We start from the raw sequence: 22,190 nt of genomic DNA, 5'->3' as shown, positions 1-22,190 counted from the left end.
CATGAGTCCGTACCGCCTGCTTTCCGCCTTGCTGTGTTATCCCGAGCCCGAGCTGCTGGACGCGCTGGGCGAGATCGAAACCGCGCTGGCCGACGATCCCGACGCCGAAGAGGCCTTGCAGCCGCTGATGGCGTACCTGGCCACCCACGACCTGATTTCGCTGCAGGAGAACTACGTGGCCACCTTCGACCGCAACCGCTCGCATTCGCTGCACCTGTTCGAACACGTGCACGGCGAAAGCCGCGACCGCGGCCAGGCCATGGTGGATCTGCTGCAGACCTACCGCCAGCACGGCTTCGAGCCGGTGGCCGCCGAGCTGCCCGACCACGTGCCGCTGTTCCTGGAATTCCTGGGCGTGATCGACCCCGACCAGGCCCAGGCGCTGCTGGACGACGCCATCCACGTGCTGGCGGCGATCGGCGCGCGCCTGGCCCGCGACGATAGCCCCTACGCCTGCGTCTTCGCCGTGCTGCGCGCCCGGTCGCGGGTGGTCCCGCGCGAGCAGACCGATGCGCCCGTACGCGACATGGACGAGGCCATGGAGATGTACGGCGCCGGCCATGACGGCGTGGAACCGCTCTTGCGGCCGTTCTCGGGCGATGGCGCGCAGACCGTGCGCTTCCATCCGCGCATGGCCCATTAATCTTCAGGACGACGCAACATGAACACCCTGAACCAGTTCTTCTTCGGCATCTATCCCTATATCGCGGGCGCCATCTTCCTGCTGGGCAGCCTGGTGCGCTTCGAGCGCGAGCAGTACACCTGGAAGTCGGACAGCTCGCAGCTGCTGCACCGCGGTCAGCTGCGGCTGGGCAACATCCTGTTCCACGTCGGCATACTGGGCCTGTTCTTCGGCCATCTGGTGGGCCTGCTGACCCCGGTGGTGGTGTGGGACGCGCTGGGCGTGTCGCATACGTTCAAGCAGGGCGTGGCCATGGCGGCCGGCGGGGTCATGGGCATCATCTGCCTGATCGGCCTGGCGATCCTGATCCACCGCCGCCTGAGCGATCCGCGCATCCGCGCCACCACGCGCACCGGCGACAAGGTGCTGCTGCTGTGGATCCTGGTCACGCTGCTGCTGGGCCTGTCCACCATCGTCGTGTCGGCCGGCCACATGGACGGCGAAATGATGGTGCGCCTGATGACCTGGGCCCAGCACATCGTCACCTTCCGCGGCGACGCCGCCAGCCATATCACGGACGCGCCGTTCCTGTTCAAGGCGCACCTGTTCATGGGCCTGACGCTGTTCCTGATCTTCCCGTTCACCCGGCTGGTGCACATCTGGAGCGGCTTCGCCTCGCTGGGGTACCTGGGCCGCGCCTGGCAGCTGGTGCGCCCGCGCTGAACCCCGTCACCAGGAGCCGAACATGCCCGTCATCGTCAATGGCGTCGAACTGAACGACGCCGATCTGGAACAGGAACTGCCGCAGCACCAGCAGGCCGACAATCCCATGCGCGCGGCGGTCACCGCCCTGGTGCTGCGCCGCGTGCTGCTGGACGAAGCCGGCCGGCAGGGGCTGGACGCCACGGACGAGGAGGGCGCCATCGGCGAACTGCTGGCCCGCGAGGCGACCGCGCCCGAGGCCGACGAGGCGGCCTGCCGCCGCCATTACCAGATGCACCCCGAGCGCTTCATGGTGGGCGAGCTGGTCGAGGCCGACCACATCCTGTTCCAGGTCACGCCCGGCGTGAACCTGGACATGCTGCGCGGGCACGCCACCATGGTGCTGGAAGCGCTGCTGGCCGACCCCTCGCGCTTTGCCGAGGTGGCGCGCGAGCAGTCCAACTGCCCGTCGGCCGCGGTCGGCGGCAGCCTGGGCCAGCTGGGCCGCGGCGATACGGTGCCGGAGTTCGAGCGCGCGCTGTTCGCGCTGCCGGCCGGCGGCCTGCTGCCGCAGCTGCTGCAGACGCGCCACGGCCTGCACATCCTGCGGGTGACGCGCCGCATCGAAGGGCGGCTGCTGCCCTACGAACACGTGGCCGGCCAGATCGCCGCGGCGCTCACGGCCATGAGCCGCGACACCGCCTGGCGCCAGTACATCAAGCTGCTGGTCGGCCGCGCCCGGATCGAAGGCATCGACCTGGACGACGGCGAACCCGAGCGGGTCTACAGCGCAGGCCCCGCATGATGGACGCGCCATCCGCTTCACCGCTGCAAGACGGCTACGGACGCCGCATCGATTACCTGCGCGTGTCCGTCACCGACCGTTGCGACCTGCGCTGCAGCTATTGCCTGCCCAAGGATTTCAAGGGCTTCGAAACGCCGGCCAACTGGCTGGACCACGCCGAAATGCAGCGCCTGGTCGGCCTGTTCGCCGGGCTGGGCGTGCGCAAGGTCCGGCTGACCGGCGGCGAGCCGCTGTTGCGCCGCGGGCTGGCGGGCCTGGCCGGCGCCATCGCCGCCATGCCGGGGCTGGCGGATCTGTCGGTCTCGACCAACGGCACCCGGCTCGCGCGCCACGCACAGGCCTTGCGCGCCGCCGGCGTGACGCGCCTGAACGTCAGCCTGGACACGCTGGACGCGGCCGCCTTCGGCCGCATCACCGGCCGCGACTGCCTGGCATCGGTGCTGGAAGGCCTGGACGCGGCGCGCCGCGCGGGCTTCGCGCCCATCAAGCTCAACAGCGTGGTGCACGCGGCCACGCCCGAGGCCGAGGTGCGCCGGTTGCTGGACTACGCACTGGCGCAGGGCTTCGTGCTGCGTCTGATCGAGCCCATGCCGATGGGCGAGTGCGGCCGCGGGTTCAGCCATACCGACCTGAACGCGATGGGCGCGCGCCTGGCCCGCGACGCCGGCCTGGTGCCGGCGCTGGCGCCCGCGGGCGGCGGCCCCGCGCGCTACTGGGGCACGGGCGATGGCGCGCCGGCGCTGGGCGTGATCACGCCCATGTCGCGCCATTTCTGCGCCAGCTGTAATCGCGTCCGGCTGGGCGTGGACGGCACGCTGTACCTGTGCCTGGGCCAGGAAGACCAGGTGCCGCTGGGCCGGCTGCTGCGCGAAGGCGCGAGCGACGCCGACCTGGTGCGCGCCATCCGGGCCGGCATCGCGGCCAAGCCGGAGCGGCACGAGTTCTCCAGCCGGCCGGAACGCATCGTACGGTTCATGGCCCAGACGGGAGGATGATATGCGCGACATCGAACGCCTGGTCGACGGTTTCCAGCGTTTCCAGCAGCAGTACTACGAGGACGCGCCCTCGCTGTACCGCAGCCTGCGAGACGGGCAGCACCCCAGCACGCTGCTGATCGGCTGCTGCGATTCGCGCGTCGACCCCGCCATGCTGCTGGGCTGCGACCCGGGAGACATCTTCACGGTGCGCAACGTGGCCAACCTGGTGCCGCCGTCCAACATGGACCGCGGCCTGCAAGGCGTGCTGGCGGCCATCCAGTTCGCGGTCGAGCAGCTGCAGGTCAGCCGCGTCATCGTGCTGGGCCACGGGCAATGCGGCGGCATCCGCACCCTGATGGAGCGCGGGTCGGGCAGCCGACCCGCGCGGCGCGCCGACGCGGGCGGCGAGCCCGACTACATCGAGCGCTGGATGGACATCGCCGAGCCGGCGCGCAGCCGGGTGCTGCAGCAGATGCCCGAGGCCACGCCCGCCGAGCGCCGCCGCGCCTGCGAGCAGGCCTCCATCCTGATCTCGCTGCGCAACCTGGAAGAGCTGTCCTTCGTGCGCCGGGCGCTGGAGGCCGGCCGCCTGACCCTGCATGGCTGGTACTTCGACCTGGCCGCCGGCGCTTTGCTGGCATACTCGGCCCGGGCGGACGCGTTTCTGCCCATCGTATGCCCATTGTTCACGGAGCTAGGATGAGCCCAGTTTTCGCTATCGCCGGCCGGTCCGGCAGCGGCAAGACCACCCTGATAGAGGCCATGCTGCCGGTGCTGGCCGCGCGCGGCCTCAAGGTCAACGTGGTCAAGCACAGCCACCACGATTTCCAGATGGAGCCGCCGGCCAAGGACAGCGCGCGCTTTCGCGCGGCGGGCGCCCAGGAGGTGATGATCGCCTCGCCGTTTCGCTTCGCCATCGTCCACGAACTGCGCGGCGCGCCCGAACCCACGCTGGACGAGCAGCTGGCGCGCCTGTCGCCGGCCGACCTGGTGCTGGTCGAAGGCTTCAAGCGCGCCGAGGTGCCGCGGCTGGAAGTCTACCGGCCGGCCGTGGGCAAGCCGCCGCTGCATGCCGAAGACCCCGGTTTCCTGGCGGTTGCGACCGACGTGCCGCTCGATATCGCACTGCCGTGTCTTCCGCTGGGCCAGCCGGCCGAGGTCGCGACCTTCATCTGCCGCGCCCTGGGGCTGACGTGAACGTCCGGGCCGCCGCGCGGCCGGGGCCGGCGGGCGCGTCGGGCTACACTGATGGCCGTTATACCGCTCCACGGGCGCAGACCGCTCCCAACCCCATGAATCCGCCAGCTCCTGCCGACTCCGACAGCCTGCCATCGCCCCGGCACCGGCTGTCCACGCGCATCGTCGCCAGTTCCCTGGTAGCCCTGGTGGTGGTGCTGGCCATGGTCAGCTGGACGCTGTGGGTCTCCTGGCAGCTGGAGGGCGCCGGCGCGGCCATCAACGACACCGGCAGCCTGCGCATGCGGGCCAACCGCGTGGCGGTGGAGCTGATGCGGCCGCAGGCCGGGCGCGAGTTCCGCACGCGCGAGCAGATCGACGTCATGGACGACACCATCGCGCGCCTGGAGCGCGGCAATCCGGCCCGTCCGCTGTTCCTGCCCAACGACGAGGCCATCCGGCTCCAGTGGCGGGAAGTGGCCAGCTACTGGAACGACATCATGAAACCGGTGGCCCTGCGCGCCCTGGGGCAGCCCAGCGCCGCGGCCTACCTGGAAACGCTGCCGGAGTTCGTCGAGCGCGCCGATTCGCTGGTGCGCATGATCGAGCAGGACAACGCCGGCAAGACCGCTTCGCTGCGCCTGTCGCAGGGCGTGCTGGCCGCCATCGCCAGCGCCGGCACCCTGGCCATGATCTACCTGCTGTATCTGTGGATCATCTCGCCGGTGCTGCGCCTGCGCGACGGCCTGCAGCGCATGGCCGCGCGCGAATTCAGCACCCGGCTGCCGGTGGAAAGCCAGGACGAGTTCGGCGTGCTGGCGCGGCTACAACCGCATGGCCGACGAATTGCAGGATCTCTACACCGGCCTGGAACGGCGCGTGGAGGAAAAAACCGCCCAGCTGGCCGCGCAGAACCGCGACATCGGCGCGCTCTACGACATGGCGGCCTTCCTGAACCAGCCCAACGAGATCGAGGCGCTGTGCGACGGCTTCCTGCGCCGCGTGATGCTGCAGTTCGACGCCGAAGGCGGCAGCATCCGCGCGCTCGACCCGGCCACCGACAAGCTGAACCTGATGGTCTCGGTCGGCCTGTCCGACGCGCTGGTCGAGTCCGAGCATTGCATGAACGTGGACGACTGCTATTGCGGCACGGCCACGCGCCAGAAGAGCGTCATCGTCATCCAGGACCTGAGCAAGGCGGCGCAGGCCAGCAGCCTGAGCTGCCGGCGCGAAGGCTACGCCAGCGTGGCGGTGTTCCGCATCGTCACGCGCGACGAGGTGCTGGGTTCGTACTCGCTGCATTTCCGCCGGGAGCGACAGCTCACGCCGGGGGAATCGCAGATGCTGGAAACGCTGGGGCGGCACCTGGGCGTGGCGCTGGACAACCGGCGCCTGGGCGCGCAGGCGCGCCAGCTGGCCGTGGTGCAGGAGCGCGGGCTGGTGGCCCAGGGGCTGCACGACAGCCTGGCCCAGGGCCTGAATTTCCTGAATCTGCAGCTGCAGATGCTGGACGCGGCGGTCAAGCGCGGCGACGCCGACGAAATCGAGGAAATCCTGCCGCTGCTGCGCGCCGGCGTGGACGAAAGCTACCAGGACGTGCGCGAGCTGCTGACCAACTTCCGCAGCAAGCTGGCCCAGGGCGACCTGCAGGCCGCCATCGAGGATACGGTGGAGCGCTTCCGCCGCCAGACCGGCATCGCCACCGAGCTGCGCTTCGGCCAGGGGCAGGGCGCGCCGCTGCCGCCGGAGCAGCAGCTGCAGGTGCTGTTCATCCTGCAGGAAGCCCTGTCCAACGTGCGCAAGCATTCCGAGGCCGACCGCGTCGAAGTCGCCGTCGACAACGGCCGCGATTTCAGCCTGCTGGTGGCCGACAACGGCCAGGGGTTCGACCCCGCCGAGGTGGCCGAACGCGGCGAGTCGCATGTCGGACTGCACATCATGCGCGAGCGCGCCGCCCGCATGCGCGCCATGATAAAACTCGAATCGCAGCCCGGCGCCGGCACGCGCGTGCGGCTGAACCTGCCGGGCAGCGAACGCCAGGCCGCTTGATATTTTCCAGACCATGCCTATCCGTATTCTCCTCGTCGACGACCACACCCTGTTCCGTTCGGGCGTGCGCCTGCTGCTGCAGCGCCAGCCGGACTTCGAGGTCGTGGCCGAGGCCGGCGACGGGGTCGAAGGCCTAAAGCGCGCCAAGGAGCTCAAGCCCGACGTGGTGCTGCTCGACCTCAACCTGCCCGGGCTGTCCGGGTTGGAAACCCTGCAGCTGCTGACGCAGGACCTGCCGTCCTGCGCCGTCATCATCCTGACCGTTTCCGAAGAGGCCGACGAGCTGGGCCAGGCGCTGCGCGACGGCGCGCGCGGCTACCTGGTCAAGAACATTGACGCCGACGCGCTGACCGCCGCCATCCGCCGCGCCGCCGGCGGCGAGCCGGTGATCGCCGACAGCATGACCGCCAAGCTGGTCGAGCAGTTCCGCGGCCAGGCCGGCCAGGGCGGGGCGGGCGCGCAGGCCGCGGGCAGCGGCGACCGCCACCGCCTGACCGCGCGCGAACGGCAGATCGTGCAGTGGCTGGCGCGCGGCGCCAGCAACAAGGTCATCGCGCGCGAACTCGACGTGAGCGAAAGCACGGTCAAGATCCATGTGCAGAACGTGCTGAAGAAGCTCAATCTCACCAGTCGGGTGCAGGTGGCGGTGTACGCGGTGGAGCATGGGTTGTATGTGGAGGAATAGGGCGGCTGGCGCCGCCTGATGGGTTTCGCGCGTTCGATGGCCGGGTTCTTGCGCGGAATCTCTCGCGCTGCACCCATCAGGCGGCGCCAGCCGCCATCCCACCCCCCCGCGTTTGATCTGCGACAAGGCCCGGCATGCCCCCGGCCCATAGACTGGCCGGCATGCATACTCGAACCTCACCCATGGAGCTCGTGGCTCCCGCCGGCAGCCTGGCTGCGCTGAAAGCGGCGCTGGAGGCCGGCGCCGACACCGTCTATCTCGGCCTGAAGAACGCCACCAACGCGCGCAACTTCGCCGGGCTCAATTTCACCGAAGCCGACATCCGCGCCGGCGTGGAGCTGGCCCACAGCCGCAAGCGCCAGGTGCTGTTCGCCATCAACACCTTCGTGCAGGCGGGCAGGGCGCAGGAATGGCGCGCCGCCGTGGACGCGGCCCACGGCCTGGGCGCCGACGCAGTCATCATGGCCGATCCGGGCCTGCTGGCCTACGCCAGCGACCGCTATCCCGACCTGCGCCTGCACCTGTCGGTGCAGGGCTCGGCCACCCACGCCGACGCCATCGAGCTCATGAAGGAACAATTCGGCATCCGCCGCGTGGTGCTGCCGCGCGTGCTGACGCTGGCCGAGATCGCGCGCATCTGCGCCAACGTCAGCGTCGAGGTCGAGGTCTTCGGCTTCGGCAGCCTGTGCGTCATGGCCGAAGGCCGCTGCCTGCTGTCGTCCTACGCCACCGGCGACTCGCCCAACAACAAGGGCGTGTGCTCGCCGGCGCACGCGGTGCGCTGGGAGGAAACCGACGGCCGCATGGACGCGCGCCTGAACGGCATCCTGATCGACCGCTACGAACCGGGCGAGCCGGCCGCGTATCCCACGCTGTGCAAGGGCCGCTTCGAGGTCGACGGCCAATCCGACCACGCGCTCGAAGAGCCCACCAGCCTGAACGCCATCGGCCTGCTGCCGCGCCTGGCCGGGATGGGCGTGTCCGCCATCAAGATCGAAGGCCGCCAGCGCAGCCCGGCCTACGTCACGCAAGTGGTGTCCACGCTGCGCGCCGCGCTCGACAGCGCGCATGCCGACGCCGCGCGTTTTTCTCCGCGCCCCGAATGGAACGCCATGCTGGCGCGCCATGCCGAGGGTTCCCAGGTCACTCAAGGGGCATTCGAACGTCCATGGAAATAACGCCCAACTTCTTCCAGATCTCGGTCGGCCCTCTGCTGTACTACTGGCCGCGGCGCGACACGCTGGACTTCTACGCCGCGCTGGCCGACAGCCCGGCCGACATCCTCTACGTGGGCGAAACCGTGTGCAGCCGCCGCCACGAGCTGCGCGCCGACGACTGGCTGGACCTGGCGCGCGACCTGCGCGCCGCCGGTAAGACCGTGGTGCTCTCGGGCCGCACGCTGATCGAGACCGGCGCCGAGGCCGCCGCGCTCAGGAAACTGTGCGAGCAGGACGACTTTCCGGTCGAGGCTGGCGAGATCGGCGCCATACGCCACCTGGCCGGTCGCCCATTTGTGGCCGGCCCGCACCTGAACGCCTACCACGGCGGCACGCTGGACTGGCTCGCGCAGCGCGGCGCCGTGCGCTTCGTCGCGCCGCTGGAAATGGACGCCGAGACCCTGGGCCGCCTGTTGCAGGAACGGCCCGTGGGACTGGAGGCCGAGGCCTTGGTGTGGGGCCGCATGGCGCTGGCGTTTTCGGCGCGCTGCTTCACGGCGCGCCACTTCCGCCTGAAGAAGGACGACTGCGGTTTCCGCTGCATCGAGCATCCCGACGGCCTGGACATGCGCACCCGCGAATCGCGCGGCTTCCTGGCCATCAACGGCATCCAGGTGCAGTCCGCGGCCTGCCTGGACCTGCTGCCGCTGGCGCCCAGCCTGGCCGCGCTCGGCGTGGAGGTGCTGCGCGTCAGTCCGCAATCGTCGGGCACGCTGGAAGCCGTGGCCGCGCTCGACGCGATGCGCCAGGGCCGCCGGCCGGTCCCGGTGGCGCCGCCGGCGGGCATCGAACGCTGCAACGGCTATTTCCATGGCCGCGCGGGCATCGATCTGCTGGAGGAAGCGGCATGAGCCCGCCCATCGTCCTGCCCGCCATGCTGGCCCGCATCGGCCGGCGCCTGCCCACGCCGCTGGTGTCGCTGCACTTCGTCGCCGGCCTCGAAGTGGCGCGCCGCCTCAAATGGCTGGCGCCGCCGCCGGAACTGGAAGGGCGCAGCTTCGCCATCACGGTCGAGGACCTGGGCCTGCGCAACTGCTTCACCGTGAAGCGCGGCGCGTTCCGGCCCGTCTGGGACGGCGCGCCGGCCGAACTGGAGCTGGGCGCCAAGGCGGCCGAGCTGCTGGCGTTGATGCGCCAGGAAACCGACGCCGACACGCTGTTCTTCCAGCGCCGCCTGCGCATATCGGGCGACACCGAACTGGGCCTGATCGTCAAGAACTGGCTGGACGCCGCGCCCCGGCCGGCCTGGCTGCAGCGCGCCGCCGGCGTGGACGCGCCGCTGCGGCCCTGACCGCGCGCGGCCTCTGGTCCATTCGCCTGGGAGGGCGGCTACTATAGCGAGGGACAGTTCCCTTCCATAACGAAACCAGAGAGACACATGAGCGATCCGAAACAGTCCTGGCGGCTAGAAACCATCGCGGTGCATGGCGGCTACCGCCCCGACCCCACCACGCGCGCGGTGGCGGTGCCCATCTACCAGACCGTGGCCTATGCGTTCGACGATACGCAGCACGGCGCGGACCTGTTCGATCTCAAGGTGCCGGGCAGTATCTACACCCGCATCATGAATCCGACCACCGACGTGCTCGAGCAGCGCGTCGCGGCCCTGGAAGGCGGCGTCGCCGCGCTGGCGCTGGCCTCGGGCCAGTCCGCGGTGACCTACGCCATCCTGACCATCGCCGAAGCGGGCGACAACATCGTGTCCTCCAGCACGCTGTACGGCGGCACCTACAACCTCTTCGCGCACACGCTGCCGCAATACGGCATCACCACGCGCTTCGCCAATCCGGCCGACCTGGCCAGCTTCGAGGCGCAGATCGACGAGCGCACCAAGGCCATCTTCGCCGAGTCCGTCGGCAACCCGCTGGGCAACATCACGGACATCGCGGCCCTGGCCGAACTGGCGCACCGCCACGGCCTGCCGCTGATCGTCGACAACACCGTGCCGTCGCCTTACCTGCTGCGCCCGATCGAGCACGGGGCCGACATCGTGGTGCAGTCGCTGACCAAGTACCTGGGCGGCCACGGCACCAGCCTGGGCGGGGCCATCATCGACTCGGGCAAGTTCCCCTGGGCCGAGCACAAGAGCCGTTTCAAGCGCCTGAACGAGCCGGACGTGAGCTACCACGGCGTGGTCTACACCGAAGCCTTCGGCGCGGCCGCCTATATCGGCCGGGCCCGCGTGGTGCCGCTGCGCAATACCGGCGCGGCGATCTCGCCCTTCAACGCCTTCCAGATCCTGCAGGGCATCGAGACCCTGGCGCTGCGCGTGGACCGCATCGTCGAGAACGCGGTCAAGGTCGCCAACTTTCTGCGCGAGCATCCCAAGGTCGAATGGGTCAACTACGCGGGCCTGCCCGACCATCCCGACCACGCGCTGGCGCAGAAATACCTGGGCGGCAAGGCCCCGGGCCTGTTCACCTTCGGCGTCAAGGGCGGGCGCGAGGCCGGCGCGCGCTTCCAGGACGCGCTGCAGCTCTTCACCCGGCTGGTCAACATCGGCGACGCCAAATCGCTGGCCACGCATCCGGCCTCCACCACGCACCGCCAGCTCAATCCGGAAGAGCTGCAGAAGGCGGGCGTGCGCGAGGAAACCGTGCGCCTGTCCATCGGCATCGAGCATATCGACGACCTGCTGGCCGACCTGGACCAGGCGCTGGCCAAGGCCTGAGCGCCGCGCGCCCGCCTATTTGCGCGGGCGCTTGCCGGCGGCCGGGCAGATCAGCCCGCGCAGCTTGCGCTGCACCGGGTCGTGCGCGACCGGCGCATCGTGGATGCCGGCCGTCGGCGTCGCTTCCACCAGTTCGCCGGTGGCGTTCTCGCCGGCGTAGTGCAGCGTGCGTTCCACGCTGTAGGTTTCGGCCGCGCAATTGAGCACGACCGGCTGGGCCACCGAGCGGTAGGGCTTGCCGTTGGCTTCGGAGATCCGCGGCTGGGCATAGAACCAGGCCACGGTGACGGCCATGACGGCCGGGCTGTCGGATACGGGCTTGATCGAAGCGCTGTCGTAGAACACGCCCGGCATGGCCTGGGGGTCCAGCGGCACCCAGTCCGGGCCGCCGAACAGCATGCCCGCTGGCCCCGGGTCGCGCGGCAGCACGTTCACGGCGCAGGCGCCGGGCGGCACCGGGTCGCCCTCGCGCACCGTGACGGTTTCGCAGGCGCCGGGCGGGGCGGCCGGCGCGGCGGGACTCCACAGGGCCGCGGCCAGCGCGGCCAGGACGAGTCGCAGTCTTGCGTGCCTGGCGATCATGGGAGGGTTCCGTGGGGTGAGCATGCAGGCCATGGCAGACCGACGAAAGACCATGGGACGTTCCCGATCATAAACGGCGCGCGCCTCATGCGGGGGCCATTCTTTCGGTGCAGTCCTTACGGCGCAGCGCGATGTCCGGATTGCGACGCCGCAATGGCCGCCATCAGGTCGTCCGCATGCACCATCAGCTCGCGCGCCTGGCGCAGCATGGGGTATTGCTGCAGCACCCCGGCCCATTGCGGAGACTCCAGCAGCAGCGTCCAGACCGGTTCCAGCATGGCGGCGGGCGCGTCTTCGCCTTGCGTCAGCCGGCCGGCGTAGTCCAGGCTGGCGTCGGCGCCCAGCAACTGCATGCGGCTGGCGGCGCTGAGCAGGCGCGGCCTGGCGTCGGCGGGGGCGTCGCTGAAATAAAGCACGGCCCGTTCCAGCGCCGGGCCCTCCGTCGGCAGCGCGCGCAGCGAGCCGCCGCGCAGCGCATAGCCGCCTTCGCGCGCGCGGAACGGGTAGTTGGTCTGTGCGTCGGCGTGCGCCAACAGGCGCAGCCCGCGCAGCAGGCGTGGAAAATCCGTGGCCGCCGCGTCGGCCGAGGCCTTGGCCTCCAGCAGCAGGCACACGTCCCAGGTCGGCGCGGCGTCGCCGCCGCCGGCGCGCCGCAGCAGGGCGGCGTCCCATTCGCTCTTGGCGCGCTCGGCGCTGGCCGGGATCGACGGGGGCACGCGCATCGAGGACACGGCCAGGTACGGCGCGCCGTCCGCGGCCGCGTTGAGCGCGCGGGCCAGGGCCTGCATGGCCCGCAAGGCCAGCGCTTCGACGGCGGCGCCGCGCTCGCGCGAGGCATCGCCCTGCGCGGCGGCGTCGGCGCTGCCGGGCGCCGGCCCCTGGCTTAGCCACCGTTCGCGGTAGCGGCGCACTTCGGCGTCCGAGGCCAGCGCGTCCAGGCGCTGCAGGCGCCGCAAGGCGGGGCCGGCCAGCAGCCGCTGCAGCACGGCCGGATCGCAGGCCCCGGGCAGGCCCAGCAGTTCGTCCGCGGCCCGCGCCAGTTCGGCCCACGATTGCGCGATGGCCGCCGCGTGCAGGCGGGCCAGCGCGGCGCGCGGCGGGGCCGCCGGCATGCGTTCCAGCTTGGCGGGATGGGCCAGCGTGTTGGCGGCGGCCACCAGATCGCGGCGGTCGCGGGCCGCGCCGGCCGACAGCGCCGCATACTCGCGCACGCTGGCGTTGCGATGCCGCAGCAGCAGCGCCTGGAATACCGGGTCGCCGCCCGGTTCGCGCAAGGCCTCGCGGATCAGGCGCGCCAGCGCCGCCAGGAAGGCATGGCGCAGGGCGGGCGGCGGCGTTTCGCCGGCGGCCAGCGCCCGACGCGCGTGTTCGATGGAGACGGCCAGCGCGGCGGCCGCGCCGGCGTCATGCGCGGACAGTTCGGACACGGCCGGCACGCGGTAGCGGCGGGCCGCTGCCCGCAGCGTCGCGTCCAGCAGGGGATGAGGGGACGGGAGCATGGCGCGAGCCTAACGCGTCGCGGCGTGCGCCGCAACGCGCCGGGCCGCGGCCTACTTGAACATGGCGGCGTTCTGTTCCAGCACGGCGTCGGCGCACTGGGCGTCCAGGTGGCCGCCCGGCGCGCCGGCCACGCCGATGGCGCCGATCACGTTTGCGCCGGCCTTGACCGGCACGCCGCCGCCCAGCAGCAGAAAGCCCGGGATATCCGTCAGGTTGGCGGCGCCGGGGTTCTTCTGCGCGTTCTCCATCATGGCCAGCGTGGGCGACTTGGCCGAGACCGCGGTGAACGCCTTGGCGCGGCTGGCCTCGATGGTGTGCGGGCCGGCGTTGTCGGCGCGGGCGAAGGCCTTGAGCAGGCCGGCGCGGTCCACCACTGCGGCGCTGACGTTGTAGCCCTTGGCCTGGCAGGCGGCGACGGTCTCGGTGGCCAGCTTCTGCGCATCGGCCATGGACAGGTTGCTCTCGGTCAGCACGGCCGCGTTGGCGGCGCCGGCGCAGGCGAGGAGGGTGGCGCAAGCGAGGAATTTGGGCGACATGTCTGGGTCCTTTCAGGAATGGATAACAGGAGCAGACAGATTAAAGATGGCGGCGCGGCGGCGGTAGCCGGTCGGTTACGCTGGCGGCTCCGTAGGGCTACGGAGGCCGCCGGGCGGTCAGCCCAGCAGCACGGCGTATTCGCGGATCAGCGCGGCCAGGGTGTCGGCCTCGAGCTTGGCGAACACATTGGCGCGGTAGGTTTCGACGGTGCGCGGCGACAGGTCGAACTCGCGCGCGATCTCCTTGTTGCTCAGGCCCTGCACGATGCGTTCCAGTACTTCGCGCTCGCGCCCGGACAGGCGCTCCAGCCGCTCCTGCGCGGCCTGCGTCACGGCGAGTTTCTCGCGGCTGGCGATATGGGTGCGCACGGCGGCCTGCACCGCGTCCAGGAACACGTCGTCGTCCACCGGCTTTTGCAGGAATTCCATGGCGCCGCCCTTGAAGGCGCGGCGGCACAGGTCGACGTTGGCGTGGCCGGTGAGCATGACCACCGGCAGGTCGGATTGCGCCGCCAGCCGGCTCAGCACGTCCAGGCCGCTGATGCCGGGCATGCGGATGTCGAGCACCACGCAGCCGATGGACTGCGGCGTCAGCGCCGCCAGAAAAGCCTGGGGATCGGCATGGCCCTCGCTGCGCAGGCCCACGCTGCGCAACAGCAGCGCCAGCCCGTCGCGCACCGCGTCGTCGTCGTCGACCAGATACACCAGCGGAGATTGTTCAAGCATGGGAGATTCCTGTGGCGGCCGGCGCGCCGCCCGCCAGCGGCAGGCTGAGCGTGAAGCAGGCGCCGGCCGGGCTGAGGTTGCGCGCGGCGATGCGGCCGTCCATGGCGCCGGCCAGGGTCTCGCACAGCGCCAGGCCCAGGCCCATGCCTTGCGGCCGGGTGGTATAGAACGGCGCGAACAGGCGCGGCAGCGCGTCGGCGGCGATGCCCGGGCCGGTGTCGCTGACGCTGAACAGATAGCTGGCGCCGTCGGCGCGGCCCTCCAGCGCGATGTGGCGCGCGCCGTCCGCGCCGGCCAGCGCGTCGGCGGCGTTCTGGACCAGGTTGTGCAGGATCTGCTCCAGCGCGACGCGGTCGCCCAGCGGCCGCGCGCCGGGGCTGGCGTTGCGCCACGTCAGCCTGATGCCCTGGCCGGCGAGTTCGGGCTCGCGCAGAAAGCGCAGCGAGGACACCAGCGCGTCCGGGTCCAGGGCTTCGCGCCGCCCCGGCGAACTGGGCCGCACCAGCGCGCGCATGCGGCTGATGATGTCGGCGGCGCGCTTGGCCTGTTCGGCGCTGGCCAGCAGCGCGCGGCGCACCGCGGGGCGCTCTTCTTCGTCGTCCAGCAGCCGTTCGGCGGCGCGGGTCTGCGCCAGGATGGCGGTCAGCGGCTGGTTCAGTTCATGGGCGATGCCGGCGGCCATCTCGCCCAGCGCGCCCAGCCGGGCCATCGCGCCCAGCCGCAGCTGTTCCTGGCGGCGGCGGGCCTCGGCGCGCGAGCGCTGCCAGGCCACGGCGCCGGCCACCAGCAAGGCGCTGGCCACGGCCCAGGCGAGCCATGCGGTCCAGGGCCAGGTGTCGGGCGTCAGGCGGCGCTCGCTGCGCATCGTGAAGGGCTGGCTGGCCGCGCCCAGCGGTTTCTGCAACGCGAGCCGCCAGCCGGGCGCGCCGCCTTCGGGCTGCTTGTCCAGCAGGCGCAGCGGCGCGGCGCCCACGGTCAGCGTCAGGTTGGCCAGCCCCGGCGGGAAGTCGGCCGCCGGCACCAGTTGGCGCGCATCGAGCAGCAGGCTCCAGCCGGACGGCGCCGCCAGCCAGTAGCGCGCATCGTCCACGGGCAGCGTCACCGGGCGCCGCATCTGGCGCGCGCGCCCGATCGCCTCGGGCAGGCCATCTGGCGCGGCCATGCTGTCGCGCCAGACGCCGTCGTGCAGATGGCCCAGGCCCAGCAGCTGCGGCATGGCCGGCTGCAGGCTGGGGTAGAGCCGTTCGGGGGCGGGAGGATGGGACAGGGCGGCCAGCGTGGCGAGCACGGCTTCGTGCTGCACCGTCTTCTGGCTCAGCATGCGCTGCGCCACGCTGGTGTTCTGCAGAAAGCGTTCGTGCTGGTCCGTGTATTCCTGCCGGCCGATCCAGACGGCGCCGAGACAGAACAGGACCAGCCAGCAGAGTAGGGCGCCGGAGCGCGAAAGGGGTTTCACGCCTGGATTATGCCCTGCGCGCGCGGCCGGCAGGCATCCGTAGGGCTACGGAGACGCGGCGCTCAGGCCGCCAGCCTGCCCAGGCGCGGATCGTCGGCCTGGGTGCCGGCGGACACGGCGATCTGGTAGAGCGCGGCCACCAGGTCCGACTGGCTTACCAGCCCGACCAGGTCGCGCGACTCGTCCAGCACCGGCACGCAGTGCAGGCCGTCGGACATCGGGCGCGCGAGTTCGATGACGGGCAGGCCCGGCGTGGCGAAGGGCACTTCGCTGTGCATGCAGTCCGCGACCACCAGGTCCGGCACGCCGGTTGCGTCGGCGGCCACGCTGGCCAGCCGGTTGCGGCGCGCCAGCACGTCGCCCTGGGCGATCATGCCGGCATAGCGGCCGTTCTCGTCCAGCACCGGCAGGGCCTGCACGCGGTGCTTGTCGAACAGGCGCACGGCGTAATCCAGCGGATCGTGGGCGCGCACCGTGACCACGTCGCGCGACATGATGTCGGCGCAGCGCACGTCGCCGTAGCGGCGCACGCTGGCGCGCAGCTCGGCGGCCAGCACGATTTCCTCCAGGTCTTCCTTGCGGATGTCCAGCAGTTCGCCGCGCTGGTTCAGCGCCTCGTCCAGGTCGTGCAGGCTGAAGCCCAGCCGCGCGCTGGGCGCCGGATCGCGGGTGCTGTGGGCGCCGGCCGCGTCGATGTGGCGGCGCGGGTAGTTGCGCTTGAGCGCGCCGTTGAAGACCACGGCGATGCACAGCAGGATGAGGGAATTCAGGGCCACCGGCCACAGCGCGAAGCCGTAGCCCAGCTTGGCCACGGGCGGGCCGCCCAGCACCGCGGTCAGCGCCACCGCGCCGCTGGGCGGATGCAGGCAGCGCAGCGAGAACATGGCGCCGATGGACAGGGCCACGGCGGCCGCGGCCGCCAGGCCGGGCAGGGGAATGAACTGGGCGCAGAACACGCCGATCAGCGCGGCGGTGAGATTGCCGGCCATCAGCGACCAGGGCTGGGCCAGCGGGCTGGCGGGGGCGGCGAAGAGCAGCACGGCGGACGCGCCCATCGGCGCGATGAACCAGGGGCTGGCCGATCCCAGCGCATGCCGGCCCACCCATTCCGTGCAGAACAGGCCCAGCAGCGCGCCCACCGCGCCAAACAGCTTTTCGCGCCCATTGACGCCCACCGGCGCTGGCGCGAACGCTCCCAGCCAGCGCATGAAACCCACACCCACTGCTCTCTCCAGGCGACTCCGATTATGTCGCGGGGCGATAATTTATCACGCAGGGCGTTGCGGTGCAGCATAAGCTTATGCCGCGCGGAGCAGGACCGCGATTCAGGCCTGGTCCGGCTCTTCGCCGATGCGCGCGAGCAGGCGGGTCAGCAGCGGCCGCATGGCGCGCAGCTCTTCCAGATGGGCGGCGGAAAGGTCTTCCAGCAGGCGTTCGGCCTTGGCCGTGAGCACGACCTCGACGCGGCGGCCGTCCTGCGGGTCCGGTTCGCGGCTGACCAGGTCGAGCCGCGCCAGCCGCCCCACCAGTTCGGCGGCGGTATGCGGCCGGATCAGCAGGCGTTCGGCGATTTCGCCCACATACAGGCCGCGGCGGCCCGGGGCGGCCGAACGCGCGCCCTTGATGGCCAGCAGGGCCTGGTGCTGCTGCGGCATCAGGTCCAGGCGGGCGGCGGCGCCTTCGCTGAAGACCGAGAAGCGGCGCAGCGCGTAGCGGAAGTCGGACAGCAGTTCGTAGTCTGCCGCGGACAGCGTGGCGGGGGGCGGGGGGGCAGATTGATTCACATGTTAGATTCTAATATATATCGTGATACGATATATTGATTTTCCGCAAATTCACGCGGATCTCTTTTCCCTTTTTCCAACATGCCCGCCAATTCCGCTTCCGCCCGGGCCGCGCTGCGCCTGGGCGATTTCACCACCGACAGACGCGTCGTACTGCTGATGGGCCTGGCCATTCCGGTCGGCCTGGCCAGCGTGGCCGCCGCATGGGTGCTGCTGCGCCTGATCGCGCTGTGCACCAACCTGGCCTACCACGGCCTGTTTTCCTTCGCCGACCTGCCGATCACGGACGGGCGGCTGGGGCCGGCCTCGGTCGCGATTCCGGTCGCCGGTTGCCTGATCATCGGCCTGATGGCGCGCTACGGCTCGGAGAAGATACGCGGCCACGGCATACCGGAGGCGATGGAGGCCATTCTGATCGGCAAGAGCCGCATCCAGCCCAAGGTGGCGGTGCTGAAGCCGGTGTCCTCGGCCGTGTCCATCGGCACGGGCGGGCCGTTCGGGGCCGAAGGCCCCATCATCATGACGGGCGGCGCGATCGGATCGCTGCTGGCCCAGACCATTCACCTGGACGACGGCGAGCGCAAGACGCTGCTGGTGGCCGGCGCGGCCGCCGGCATGACGGCGATTTTCTCCACGCCGCTGGCGGCGGTGCTGCTGGCGGTGGAATTGCTGCTTTTCGAATGGAAGCCGCGCAGCTTCCTGCCCGTGGCCGTGGCCGCGCTGGTCGCCGCGGCCACGCGCGCCTATCTGCTCGACGCCGGGCCGATCTTCGCCTACGCCGGCACACTGCCGTTCACGCCTGCGCATCTGGCCGCCTGCGCGGCGGTCGGCGTGCTGGCCGGGCTGGGTTCGGGCGTGCTGACCTCGATGGTCTATGCCGCCGAAGACCTGTTCGAAAAACTGCCGCTGCACTGGATGTGGTGGCCGGCCCTGGGCGGGCTGGCGATCGGCATCGGCGGTCTGATCGACCCGGCCGCGCTGGGCGTGGGCTACGACAATATCCGCCACCTGCTCGCCGGCGACCTGGCCCTGCAGGCCGTGTTGCTGCTGCTGGTGGTCAAGGTGCTGATCTGGTCGATCGCGCTGGGGTCGGGCACCTCGGGCGGGGTGCTGGCCCCGCTGCTGATCTTCGGCGGCGCGCTGGGCGCGCTGGCCACGCCGCTGCTGCCGCAGGCCGACGCCGGCTTCTGGGCGCTGCTGGGCATGGCCGCGATGATGGGTGGCACCATGCGCGCGCCGCTGACGGCCACGCTGTTCGCGGTGGAACTGACCGGCGACGTGGGCGCGCTGCTGCCGGTGCTGGCGGCCTGCGTGTTCGCCTACGGGGTCACGGTGCTGCTGCTCAAGCGCTCCATCCTGACCGAGAAAATCGCGCGCCGCGGCCACCACATCAGCCGCGAATACCGCGTCGATCCCTTCGACCTGCTGCGCGTGCGCGACGTGATGACTTCGCCGGTGCAGACCCTGCCGCAGGACTGGACCGTGGCGCAGGCGATCGAGCATTTCACGACCGCGCAGCCGGTGCATACCAGCTATCCGGTGCTGGACGCCGACGGGCAGGTGGTGGGCGAGGTGACCCGCGCCGACACCCTGGCCTGGGCGCTGGACGGCGGGCTGCATGCGCAGACCCTGGGCGCGGCCTTGCAGGGCCGCGAGCTGGTCTATGGCTATCCCGAGGAACTGGCCAGCCAGATCGCCGACCGCATGGCCTTGTCGGGCGCGGGCCGGGTGCCCATCCTGGACCGCGCCAGCGGCCGGCTGGTCGGCATCGTGGGCCGCAAGGACCTGTTCCGCTCGCGCGCGCGCCGGCTGCGCGAGGAAAGCCGGCGCACGGCGTACTTCCGCCGGCCGCCCCCCGCCGGCGCCTGAGGCGGGCGTTGCGCTAACGCGCCGCGCGCAATTCCCATAGCACGTCCAGCACGTGCCGGGTGGCCTGTTCCACGCTTCCGGCACGGTGCGCGATGCCCAGCGGACGCCACAGCGCGGGCCGCAGCGGGCACATCGCGATGCGCGGATCGGGCTGTGGCGCGGTGGCTTCGTGCGGCAGCAGCGTGGCGCCGTAGCCGGCCGCCACCAGGCTTTTGATCGCGTCGTTGTAGTTGAGCTGGATGCGCGGGCGCGGGTGCAGGCCGGCGGCGGCGAACCATTCGGTGGTCTGGCGCGAGAGCCGCGTGCTGGCGTCATTCAGGATGAGCGGCCGCTCGGCCAGCCAGGCCGGCGCGATGCGGGCCGGCGCGCGCCAGCCGGCCGGCAGGAAGGCCATGATCGGGTCGCGCCGCCACGGCCGCAGCACCAGGCCGTCCAGCGGCGGCTGGGGCAGGGCCACCAGCCCCACGTCCAGCGTGCCGTCGGCCAGGCGCTGCAGGGTTTCCTGCGAAGTCAGCACCGCGACCTGCACGTCGATGCCGGGGTGGTTGCGTCCCAGCGATTCCAGCGCCTGCGGCAGCAGATGGGCGATGGCGCCGGTGGAGGCGCCCAGCCGCACGCGCCCGGCCAGCCCCTGCACCTGGCGCTGCACGTCGTCGAGCGCCTGGTCGGCTTCGGCCAGCAGGCGGCGCGCGCGTTCCAGCAGGGTTTCGCCGATGGCGGTGGGCCGGACCTGGCCGCGCTTGCGGGTCAGCAGCGGCGCGCCGATGCGCGCCTCCAGGTCGGCCACGTGCAGGCTGACGGTGGGCGGGGCCAGGTACAGGGCGCGGGCCGCCTGCGCAAAGGAGCCCAGGTCGGCGATGGCGACCAGGGTGCGAAGCCGGTCCAGGCTGATGGCGCGCATGATGGTGAAGTTTCCGTCGTTCAGTAAAGCTGAATCAGACGATCATGATATTCGACTTTTGTTATCCAGCCTCGCGGCCGATGATAGAGCCTGATTCCGCCATCCTCTCCTGCTACGGGAAACCCGCGACATGACCCAACCTCTAGTTTTCATCGACGGCGACCAGGGCACCACCGGCCTGCAGATCCACGAGCGCCTGCACGGACGCGCCGACCTGCGGCTGCTGACCCTGCCCGAGGCCGAACGCAAGAATCCGCAGCGCCGCGCCGAGGCGATCAACGCCTGCGACGTCGCCATTCTGTGCCTGCCCGACGAGCCGGCGCGCCAGGCCGTGGCGGCGATCGCCAACCCCGCGGTGCGGGTCATCGACGCCAGCTCGGCGCATCGCACCGACGCCGGCTGGGTCTACGGTTTCCCGGAAATGAACGCCGAGCAGGCCGGCCTGATCGCCCAGGCCCGGCGCGTGAGCAATCCGGGCTGCTATCCCACCGGCGCCATCGCGCTGCTGGGGCCGCTGGTGCGCGCCGGCCTGGTGCCGGCCGACTATCCCGTGGCCGTGCACGCGGTGTCGGGCTATTCGGGCGGCGGACGCGCCAGCGTGCAGGCCTACGAAGATCCGGACGGACCGCGGGGCCCGGCGTTCCAGCTCTATGGCCTGGGCCTGGCGCACAAGCACACGCCGGAAATCCAGCGGCACGCCGGCCTGACGCAGCGGCCCGTGTTCGTGCCGGCCTACGGCGCGTTCCGCCAGGGCATCGTGCTGACCGTGCCGCTGCAGCTGCGGCTGCTGGCGCCGGGCGTGGACGCCGCGCGGCTGCACGATTGCCTGCGGGGCCATTACGCGCAAGCGGCCCACGTGCAGGTGGTCGCGCCCGAAGAAGCCGCCGGCCATACCCACCTGGACCCGCAGGCCTTGAACGGCACCAACGACCTGCGCCTGGCGGTCTACGGCAACGCGCAGCACGGCCAGGTCCTGCTGACCGCGGTGTTCGACAACCTGGGCAAGGGCGCCTCGGGCGCGGCGGTGCAGAACCTGGACCTGATGCTGGCGGCGATGCGCTAGTCCGGCGCCCTGATCGCGTCCAGGCGCTGCGCCAGCGCCGCCAGTTCAGGCCGCATGCTGCAGCGGGGCCGGCGCCTGGGCGATGCGGCGCGTGATCTCGGCGGCCGCGCCGCACACCAGTCCGGCCAGATAGTCTTCGCGGAACGCCGCGAAGGCGGGCTGCGACCCGATCAGCGTGATGCTGCCCAGCACGTGGTTTTCTTCATCGAAGATCGGCGCGGCGATGCCGGTCTTGCCGGAATCCAGCTCTCCCGAGCTGATGCAGTAGCCGGCCTTGCGCACTTGCAGCATGAGGCGCGAAAAGGCCTTCCAGTCGCGCGCCAGGCGCTGCATGTCCGGCGCATCCGCATGTTCGTCGTAGACGCGGCGCAGGGGCCGCGGGCCGAGATTGGCCAGGATCACGCGCGCCGTCGCGCTGCGCAGCAGCGGCATGTAGCGCCCGCGGCCGAAGTTCAGGGCCTGGGTGTTGCGGCCGGCCTGCTGGTGCACGTTGATGACCTTGTCGTCGTAGCGCTCGCTGAGCAGCACGTCCAGCCCGGTCTGGGCGGACATTTCCTCGATCAGGTCGCGGCTCAGCGTGAGCATGGGGTCGTACTCCCGCATCTGCAGGTCCAGCGCGATGATGCGCGGGCCCAGCGCATAGCCGGCGGGCAGGCGCACCAGCAGCCCGCAGGCGCATAGCTCGCGGACATAGCGGTAGGCGGTGGCCGGCGCGTAGCCGCGCAGCCGGCAGATGGCTTCCACATCCAGGACCGGCCGTTCGGGCTGAAAAAGATCCAGGACATCGAGCATGCGGCGAAGACTGTTCATGGGTGTAAGCGGTGATGGGAAAGACTTGCGGTGAGGGTGCACCAAGGGACGCGGATTGG

22 protein-coding genes and 1 pseudogene are annotated in these 22,190 nt (G+C 71.1%); 14 read left to right on the top strand and 9 right to left on the bottom strand.

Features of this window, described 5'->3' with window-relative positions; genetic code table 11:
* Position 1 precedes the first annotated feature (1 nt).
* The 12 genes and pseudogenes from narJ (at position 2) to AC1IQ6_RS14650 (ending at position 10,904) form a co-directional block, all read left to right on the top strand.
* Positions 2 to 643, top strand: a complete 642-nt coding sequence (gene narJ, locus AC1IQ6_RS14705) for a nitrate reductase molybdenum cofactor assembly chaperone (RefSeq protein WP_485864824.1) — start codon at positions 2 to 4, stop codon at positions 641 to 643.
* A gap of 18 nt (positions 644 to 661) precedes the next feature.
* A complete protein-coding gene (gene narI, locus AC1IQ6_RS14700) occupies positions 662 to 1,345 on the top strand; it encodes a respiratory nitrate reductase subunit gamma (RefSeq protein ID WP_102771051.1) in 684 nt (227 codons plus the stop codon).
* Positions 1,346 to 1,367: 22 nt separating this feature from the next.
* Positions 1,368 to 2,129: a peptidylprolyl isomerase gene (locus tag AC1IQ6_RS14695; protein ID WP_485864823.1), complete on the top strand. Its 762-nt coding sequence runs from the start codon at positions 1,368 to 1,370 to the stop codon at positions 2,127 to 2,129.
* Positions 2,126 to 3,124, top strand: coding sequence for a GTP 3',8-cyclase MoaA (gene moaA / locus AC1IQ6_RS14690; protein WP_102771053.1), 999 nt, complete (start codon positions 2,126 to 2,128; stop codon positions 3,122 to 3,124). The genes AC1IQ6_RS14695 and moaA overlap by 4 nt, the downstream gene beginning before the upstream one ends.
* Position 3,125: 1 nt before the next feature.
* The gene (locus tag AC1IQ6_RS14685) at positions 3,126 to 3,809 is read left to right on the top strand and encodes a carbonic anhydrase (RefSeq protein WP_485864822.1); all 684 of its coding nucleotides are present in this window, start codon (positions 3,126 to 3,128) and stop codon (positions 3,807 to 3,809) included.
* Positions 3,806 to 4,303, top strand: coding sequence for a molybdopterin-guanine dinucleotide biosynthesis protein B (gene mobB / locus AC1IQ6_RS14680; protein WP_485864821.1), 498 nt, complete (start codon positions 3,806 to 3,808; stop codon positions 4,301 to 4,303). Before AC1IQ6_RS14685 ends, mobB begins: the two co-directional genes overlap by 4 nt.
* Positions 4,304 to 4,398: 95 nt before the next feature.
* A pseudogene (locus tag AC1IQ6_RS14675) lies at positions 4,399 to 6,331 on the top strand (type IV pili methyl-accepting chemotaxis transducer N-terminal domain-containing protein).
* Between the two features lie 13 nt (positions 6,332 to 6,344).
* Complete coding sequence (locus AC1IQ6_RS14670; RefSeq protein ID WP_102771057.1) at positions 6,345 to 7,016, top strand: response regulator; 672 nt, start codon at positions 6,345 to 6,347, stop codon at positions 7,014 to 7,016.
* Between the two features lie 161 nt (positions 7,017 to 7,177).
* The gene (gene ubiU / locus AC1IQ6_RS14665) at positions 7,178 to 8,194 is read left to right on the top strand and encodes a ubiquinone anaerobic biosynthesis protein UbiU (RefSeq protein ID WP_102771058.1); all 1,017 of its coding nucleotides are present in this window, start codon (positions 7,178 to 7,180) and stop codon (positions 8,192 to 8,194) included.
* Entirely contained in the window at positions 8,185 to 9,084 is a 900-nt protein-coding gene (locus AC1IQ6_RS14660; RefSeq protein WP_111825216.1) for a U32 family peptidase, read from the top strand. Before ubiU ends, AC1IQ6_RS14660 begins: the two co-directional genes overlap by 10 nt.
* Positions 9,081 to 9,524, top strand: a complete 444-nt coding sequence (gene ubiT, locus AC1IQ6_RS14655; RefSeq protein ID WP_209166563.1) for a ubiquinone anaerobic biosynthesis accessory factor UbiT — start codon at positions 9,081 to 9,083, stop codon at positions 9,522 to 9,524. The genes AC1IQ6_RS14660 and ubiT overlap by 4 nt, the downstream gene beginning before the upstream one ends.
* A gap of 87 nt (positions 9,525 to 9,611) precedes the next feature.
* On the top strand, positions 9,612 to 10,904 hold the full coding sequence (locus AC1IQ6_RS14650; RefSeq protein ID WP_485864820.1) for an O-acetylhomoserine aminocarboxypropyltransferase/cysteine synthase family protein: 1,293 nt from the start codon (positions 9,612 to 9,614) through the stop codon (positions 10,902 to 10,904).
* A gap of 15 nt (positions 10,905 to 10,919) precedes the next feature.
* On the opposite strand, the gene AC1IQ6_RS14645 is transcribed toward AC1IQ6_RS14650, so the two are convergent.
* From AC1IQ6_RS14645 to AC1IQ6_RS14615, 7 genes are all read right to left on the bottom strand, one after another.
* Positions 10,920 to 11,486 carry a surface-adhesin E family protein gene (locus AC1IQ6_RS14645; RefSeq protein WP_102771062.1) on the bottom strand — a complete coding sequence of 189 codons (567 nt, stop codon included), beginning with the start codon at positions 11,484 to 11,486 and terminating at the stop codon, positions 10,920 to 10,922.
* 116 nt (positions 11,487 to 11,602) lie between these two features.
* Positions 11,603 to 12,985, bottom strand: a complete 1,383-nt coding sequence (locus AC1IQ6_RS14640; protein WP_485864819.1) for a 3-deoxy-D-arabino-heptulosonate 7-phosphate synthase — start codon at positions 12,983 to 12,985, stop codon at positions 11,603 to 11,605.
* A gap of 51 nt (positions 12,986 to 13,036) precedes the next feature.
* Positions 13,037 to 13,522 (bottom strand): GlcG/HbpS family heme-binding protein, encoded by a 486-nt coding sequence (locus AC1IQ6_RS14635; RefSeq protein WP_102771064.1) that lies wholly within the window; start codon positions 13,520 to 13,522, stop codon positions 13,037 to 13,039.
* A gap of 117 nt (positions 13,523 to 13,639) precedes the next feature.
* Positions 13,640 to 14,248: a response regulator transcription factor gene (locus tag AC1IQ6_RS14630; protein WP_102771065.1), complete on the bottom strand. Its 609-nt coding sequence runs from the start codon at positions 14,246 to 14,248 to the stop codon at positions 13,640 to 13,642.
* On the bottom strand, positions 14,241 to 15,704 hold the full coding sequence (locus AC1IQ6_RS14625) for a sensor histidine kinase (protein ID WP_485864818.1): 1,464 nt from the start codon (positions 15,702 to 15,704) through the stop codon (positions 14,241 to 14,243). The genes AC1IQ6_RS14630 and AC1IQ6_RS14625 overlap by 8 nt, the downstream gene beginning before the upstream one ends.
* A gap of 62 nt (positions 15,705 to 15,766) precedes the next feature.
* Positions 15,767 to 16,927, bottom strand: coding sequence for an HPP family protein (locus AC1IQ6_RS14620; protein ID WP_485864817.1), 1,161 nt, complete (start codon positions 16,925 to 16,927; stop codon positions 15,767 to 15,769).
* 102 nt (positions 16,928 to 17,029) lie between these two features.
* Complete coding sequence (locus AC1IQ6_RS14615; protein WP_246842384.1) at positions 17,030 to 17,488, bottom strand: MarR family winged helix-turn-helix transcriptional regulator; 459 nt, start codon at positions 17,486 to 17,488, stop codon at positions 17,030 to 17,032.
* 81 nt (positions 17,489 to 17,569) lie between these two features.
* Here AC1IQ6_RS14615 and AC1IQ6_RS14610 point away from each other — a divergent pair, with 81 nt between their 5' ends.
* Positions 17,570 to 19,357, top strand: a complete 1,788-nt coding sequence (locus AC1IQ6_RS14610; RefSeq protein ID WP_111825213.1) for a chloride channel protein — start codon at positions 17,570 to 17,572, stop codon at positions 19,355 to 19,357.
* A 13-nt stretch (positions 19,358 to 19,370) separates the two neighbouring features.
* On the opposite strand, the gene AC1IQ6_RS14605 is transcribed toward AC1IQ6_RS14610, so the two are convergent.
* A complete protein-coding gene (locus tag AC1IQ6_RS14605; protein ID WP_485864816.1) occupies positions 19,371 to 20,258 on the bottom strand; it encodes a LysR family transcriptional regulator in 888 nt (295 codons plus the stop codon).
* A gap of 130 nt (positions 20,259 to 20,388) precedes the next feature.
* Between AC1IQ6_RS14605 and argC the strand changes: the two genes are divergently transcribed.
* Complete coding sequence (gene argC, locus AC1IQ6_RS14600; RefSeq protein ID WP_485864815.1) at positions 20,389 to 21,321, top strand: N-acetyl-gamma-glutamyl-phosphate reductase; 933 nt, start codon at positions 20,389 to 20,391, stop codon at positions 21,319 to 21,321.
* Positions 21,322 to 21,366: 45 nt separating this feature from the next.
* Here the strand turns inward: argC and AC1IQ6_RS14595 are convergent, their stop codons facing one another.
* Positions 21,367 to 22,131: an IclR family transcriptional regulator gene (locus AC1IQ6_RS14595; protein ID WP_168202121.1), complete on the bottom strand. Its 765-nt coding sequence runs from the start codon at positions 22,129 to 22,131 to the stop codon at positions 21,367 to 21,369.
* Positions 22,132 to 22,190 lie beyond the last annotated feature (59 nt).

Source organism: Achromobacter sp. MUI-25009338, assembly GCF_057359325.1.
This window is presented reverse-complemented; position numbering and strand designations above follow the sequence as displayed.

Excerpts from the sequence above, each read along its gene's own strand:
- narJ (WP_485864824.1), top strand. The coding sequence starts at position 2 with ATGAGTCCGTACCGCCTGCTTTCCGCCTTGCTGTGTTATCCCGAGCCC.
- narI (WP_102771051.1), top strand. The coding sequence starts at position 662 with ATGAACACCCTGAACCAGTTCTTCTTCGGCATCTATCCCTATATCGCG.
- AC1IQ6_RS14695 (WP_485864823.1), top strand. The coding sequence starts at position 1,368 with ATGCCCGTCATCGTCAATGGCGTCGAACTGAACGACGCCGATCTGGAA.
- moaA (WP_102771053.1), top strand. The coding sequence starts at position 2,126 with ATGATGGACGCGCCATCCGCTTCACCGCTGCAAGACGGCTACGGACGC.
- AC1IQ6_RS14685 (WP_485864822.1), top strand. The coding sequence starts at position 3,126 with ATGCGCGACATCGAACGCCTGGTCGACGGTTTCCAGCGTTTCCAGCAG.
- mobB (WP_485864821.1), top strand. The coding sequence starts at position 3,806 with ATGAGCCCAGTTTTCGCTATCGCCGGCCGGTCCGGCAGCGGCAAGACC.
- AC1IQ6_RS14670 (WP_102771057.1), top strand. The coding sequence starts at position 6,345 with ATGCCTATCCGTATTCTCCTCGTCGACGACCACACCCTGTTCCGTTCG.
- ubiU (WP_102771058.1), top strand. The coding sequence starts at position 7,178 with ATGCATACTCGAACCTCACCCATGGAGCTCGTGGCTCCCGCCGGCAGC.
- AC1IQ6_RS14660 (WP_111825216.1), top strand. The coding sequence starts at position 8,185 with ATGGAAATAACGCCCAACTTCTTCCAGATCTCGGTCGGCCCTCTGCTG.
- ubiT (WP_209166563.1), top strand. The coding sequence starts at position 9,081 with ATGAGCCCGCCCATCGTCCTGCCCGCCATGCTGGCCCGCATCGGCCGG.
- AC1IQ6_RS14650 (WP_485864820.1), top strand. The coding sequence starts at position 9,612 with ATGAGCGATCCGAAACAGTCCTGGCGGCTAGAAACCATCGCGGTGCAT.
- AC1IQ6_RS14645 (WP_102771062.1), bottom strand. The coding sequence starts at position 11,486 with ATGATCGCCAGGCACGCAAGACTGCGACTCGTCCTGGCCGCGCTGGCC.
- AC1IQ6_RS14640 (WP_485864819.1), bottom strand. The coding sequence starts at position 12,985 with ATGCTCCCGTCCCCTCATCCCCTGCTGGACGCGACGCTGCGGGCAGCG.
- AC1IQ6_RS14635 (WP_102771064.1), bottom strand. The coding sequence starts at position 13,522 with ATGTCGCCCAAATTCCTCGCTTGCGCCACCCTCCTCGCCTGCGCCGGC.
- AC1IQ6_RS14630 (WP_102771065.1), bottom strand. The coding sequence starts at position 14,248 with ATGCTTGAACAATCTCCGCTGGTGTATCTGGTCGACGACGACGACGCG.
- AC1IQ6_RS14610 (WP_111825213.1), top strand. The coding sequence starts at position 17,570 with ATGCCCGCCAATTCCGCTTCCGCCCGGGCCGCGCTGCGCCTGGGCGAT.
- AC1IQ6_RS14605 (WP_485864816.1), bottom strand. The coding sequence starts at position 20,258 with ATGCGCGCCATCAGCCTGGACCGGCTTCGCACCCTGGTCGCCATCGCC.
- argC (WP_485864815.1), top strand. The coding sequence starts at position 20,389 with ATGACCCAACCTCTAGTTTTCATCGACGGCGACCAGGGCACCACCGGC.
- AC1IQ6_RS14595 (WP_168202121.1), bottom strand. The coding sequence starts at position 22,131 with ATGAACAGTCTTCGCCGCATGCTCGATGTCCTGGATCTTTTTCAGCCC.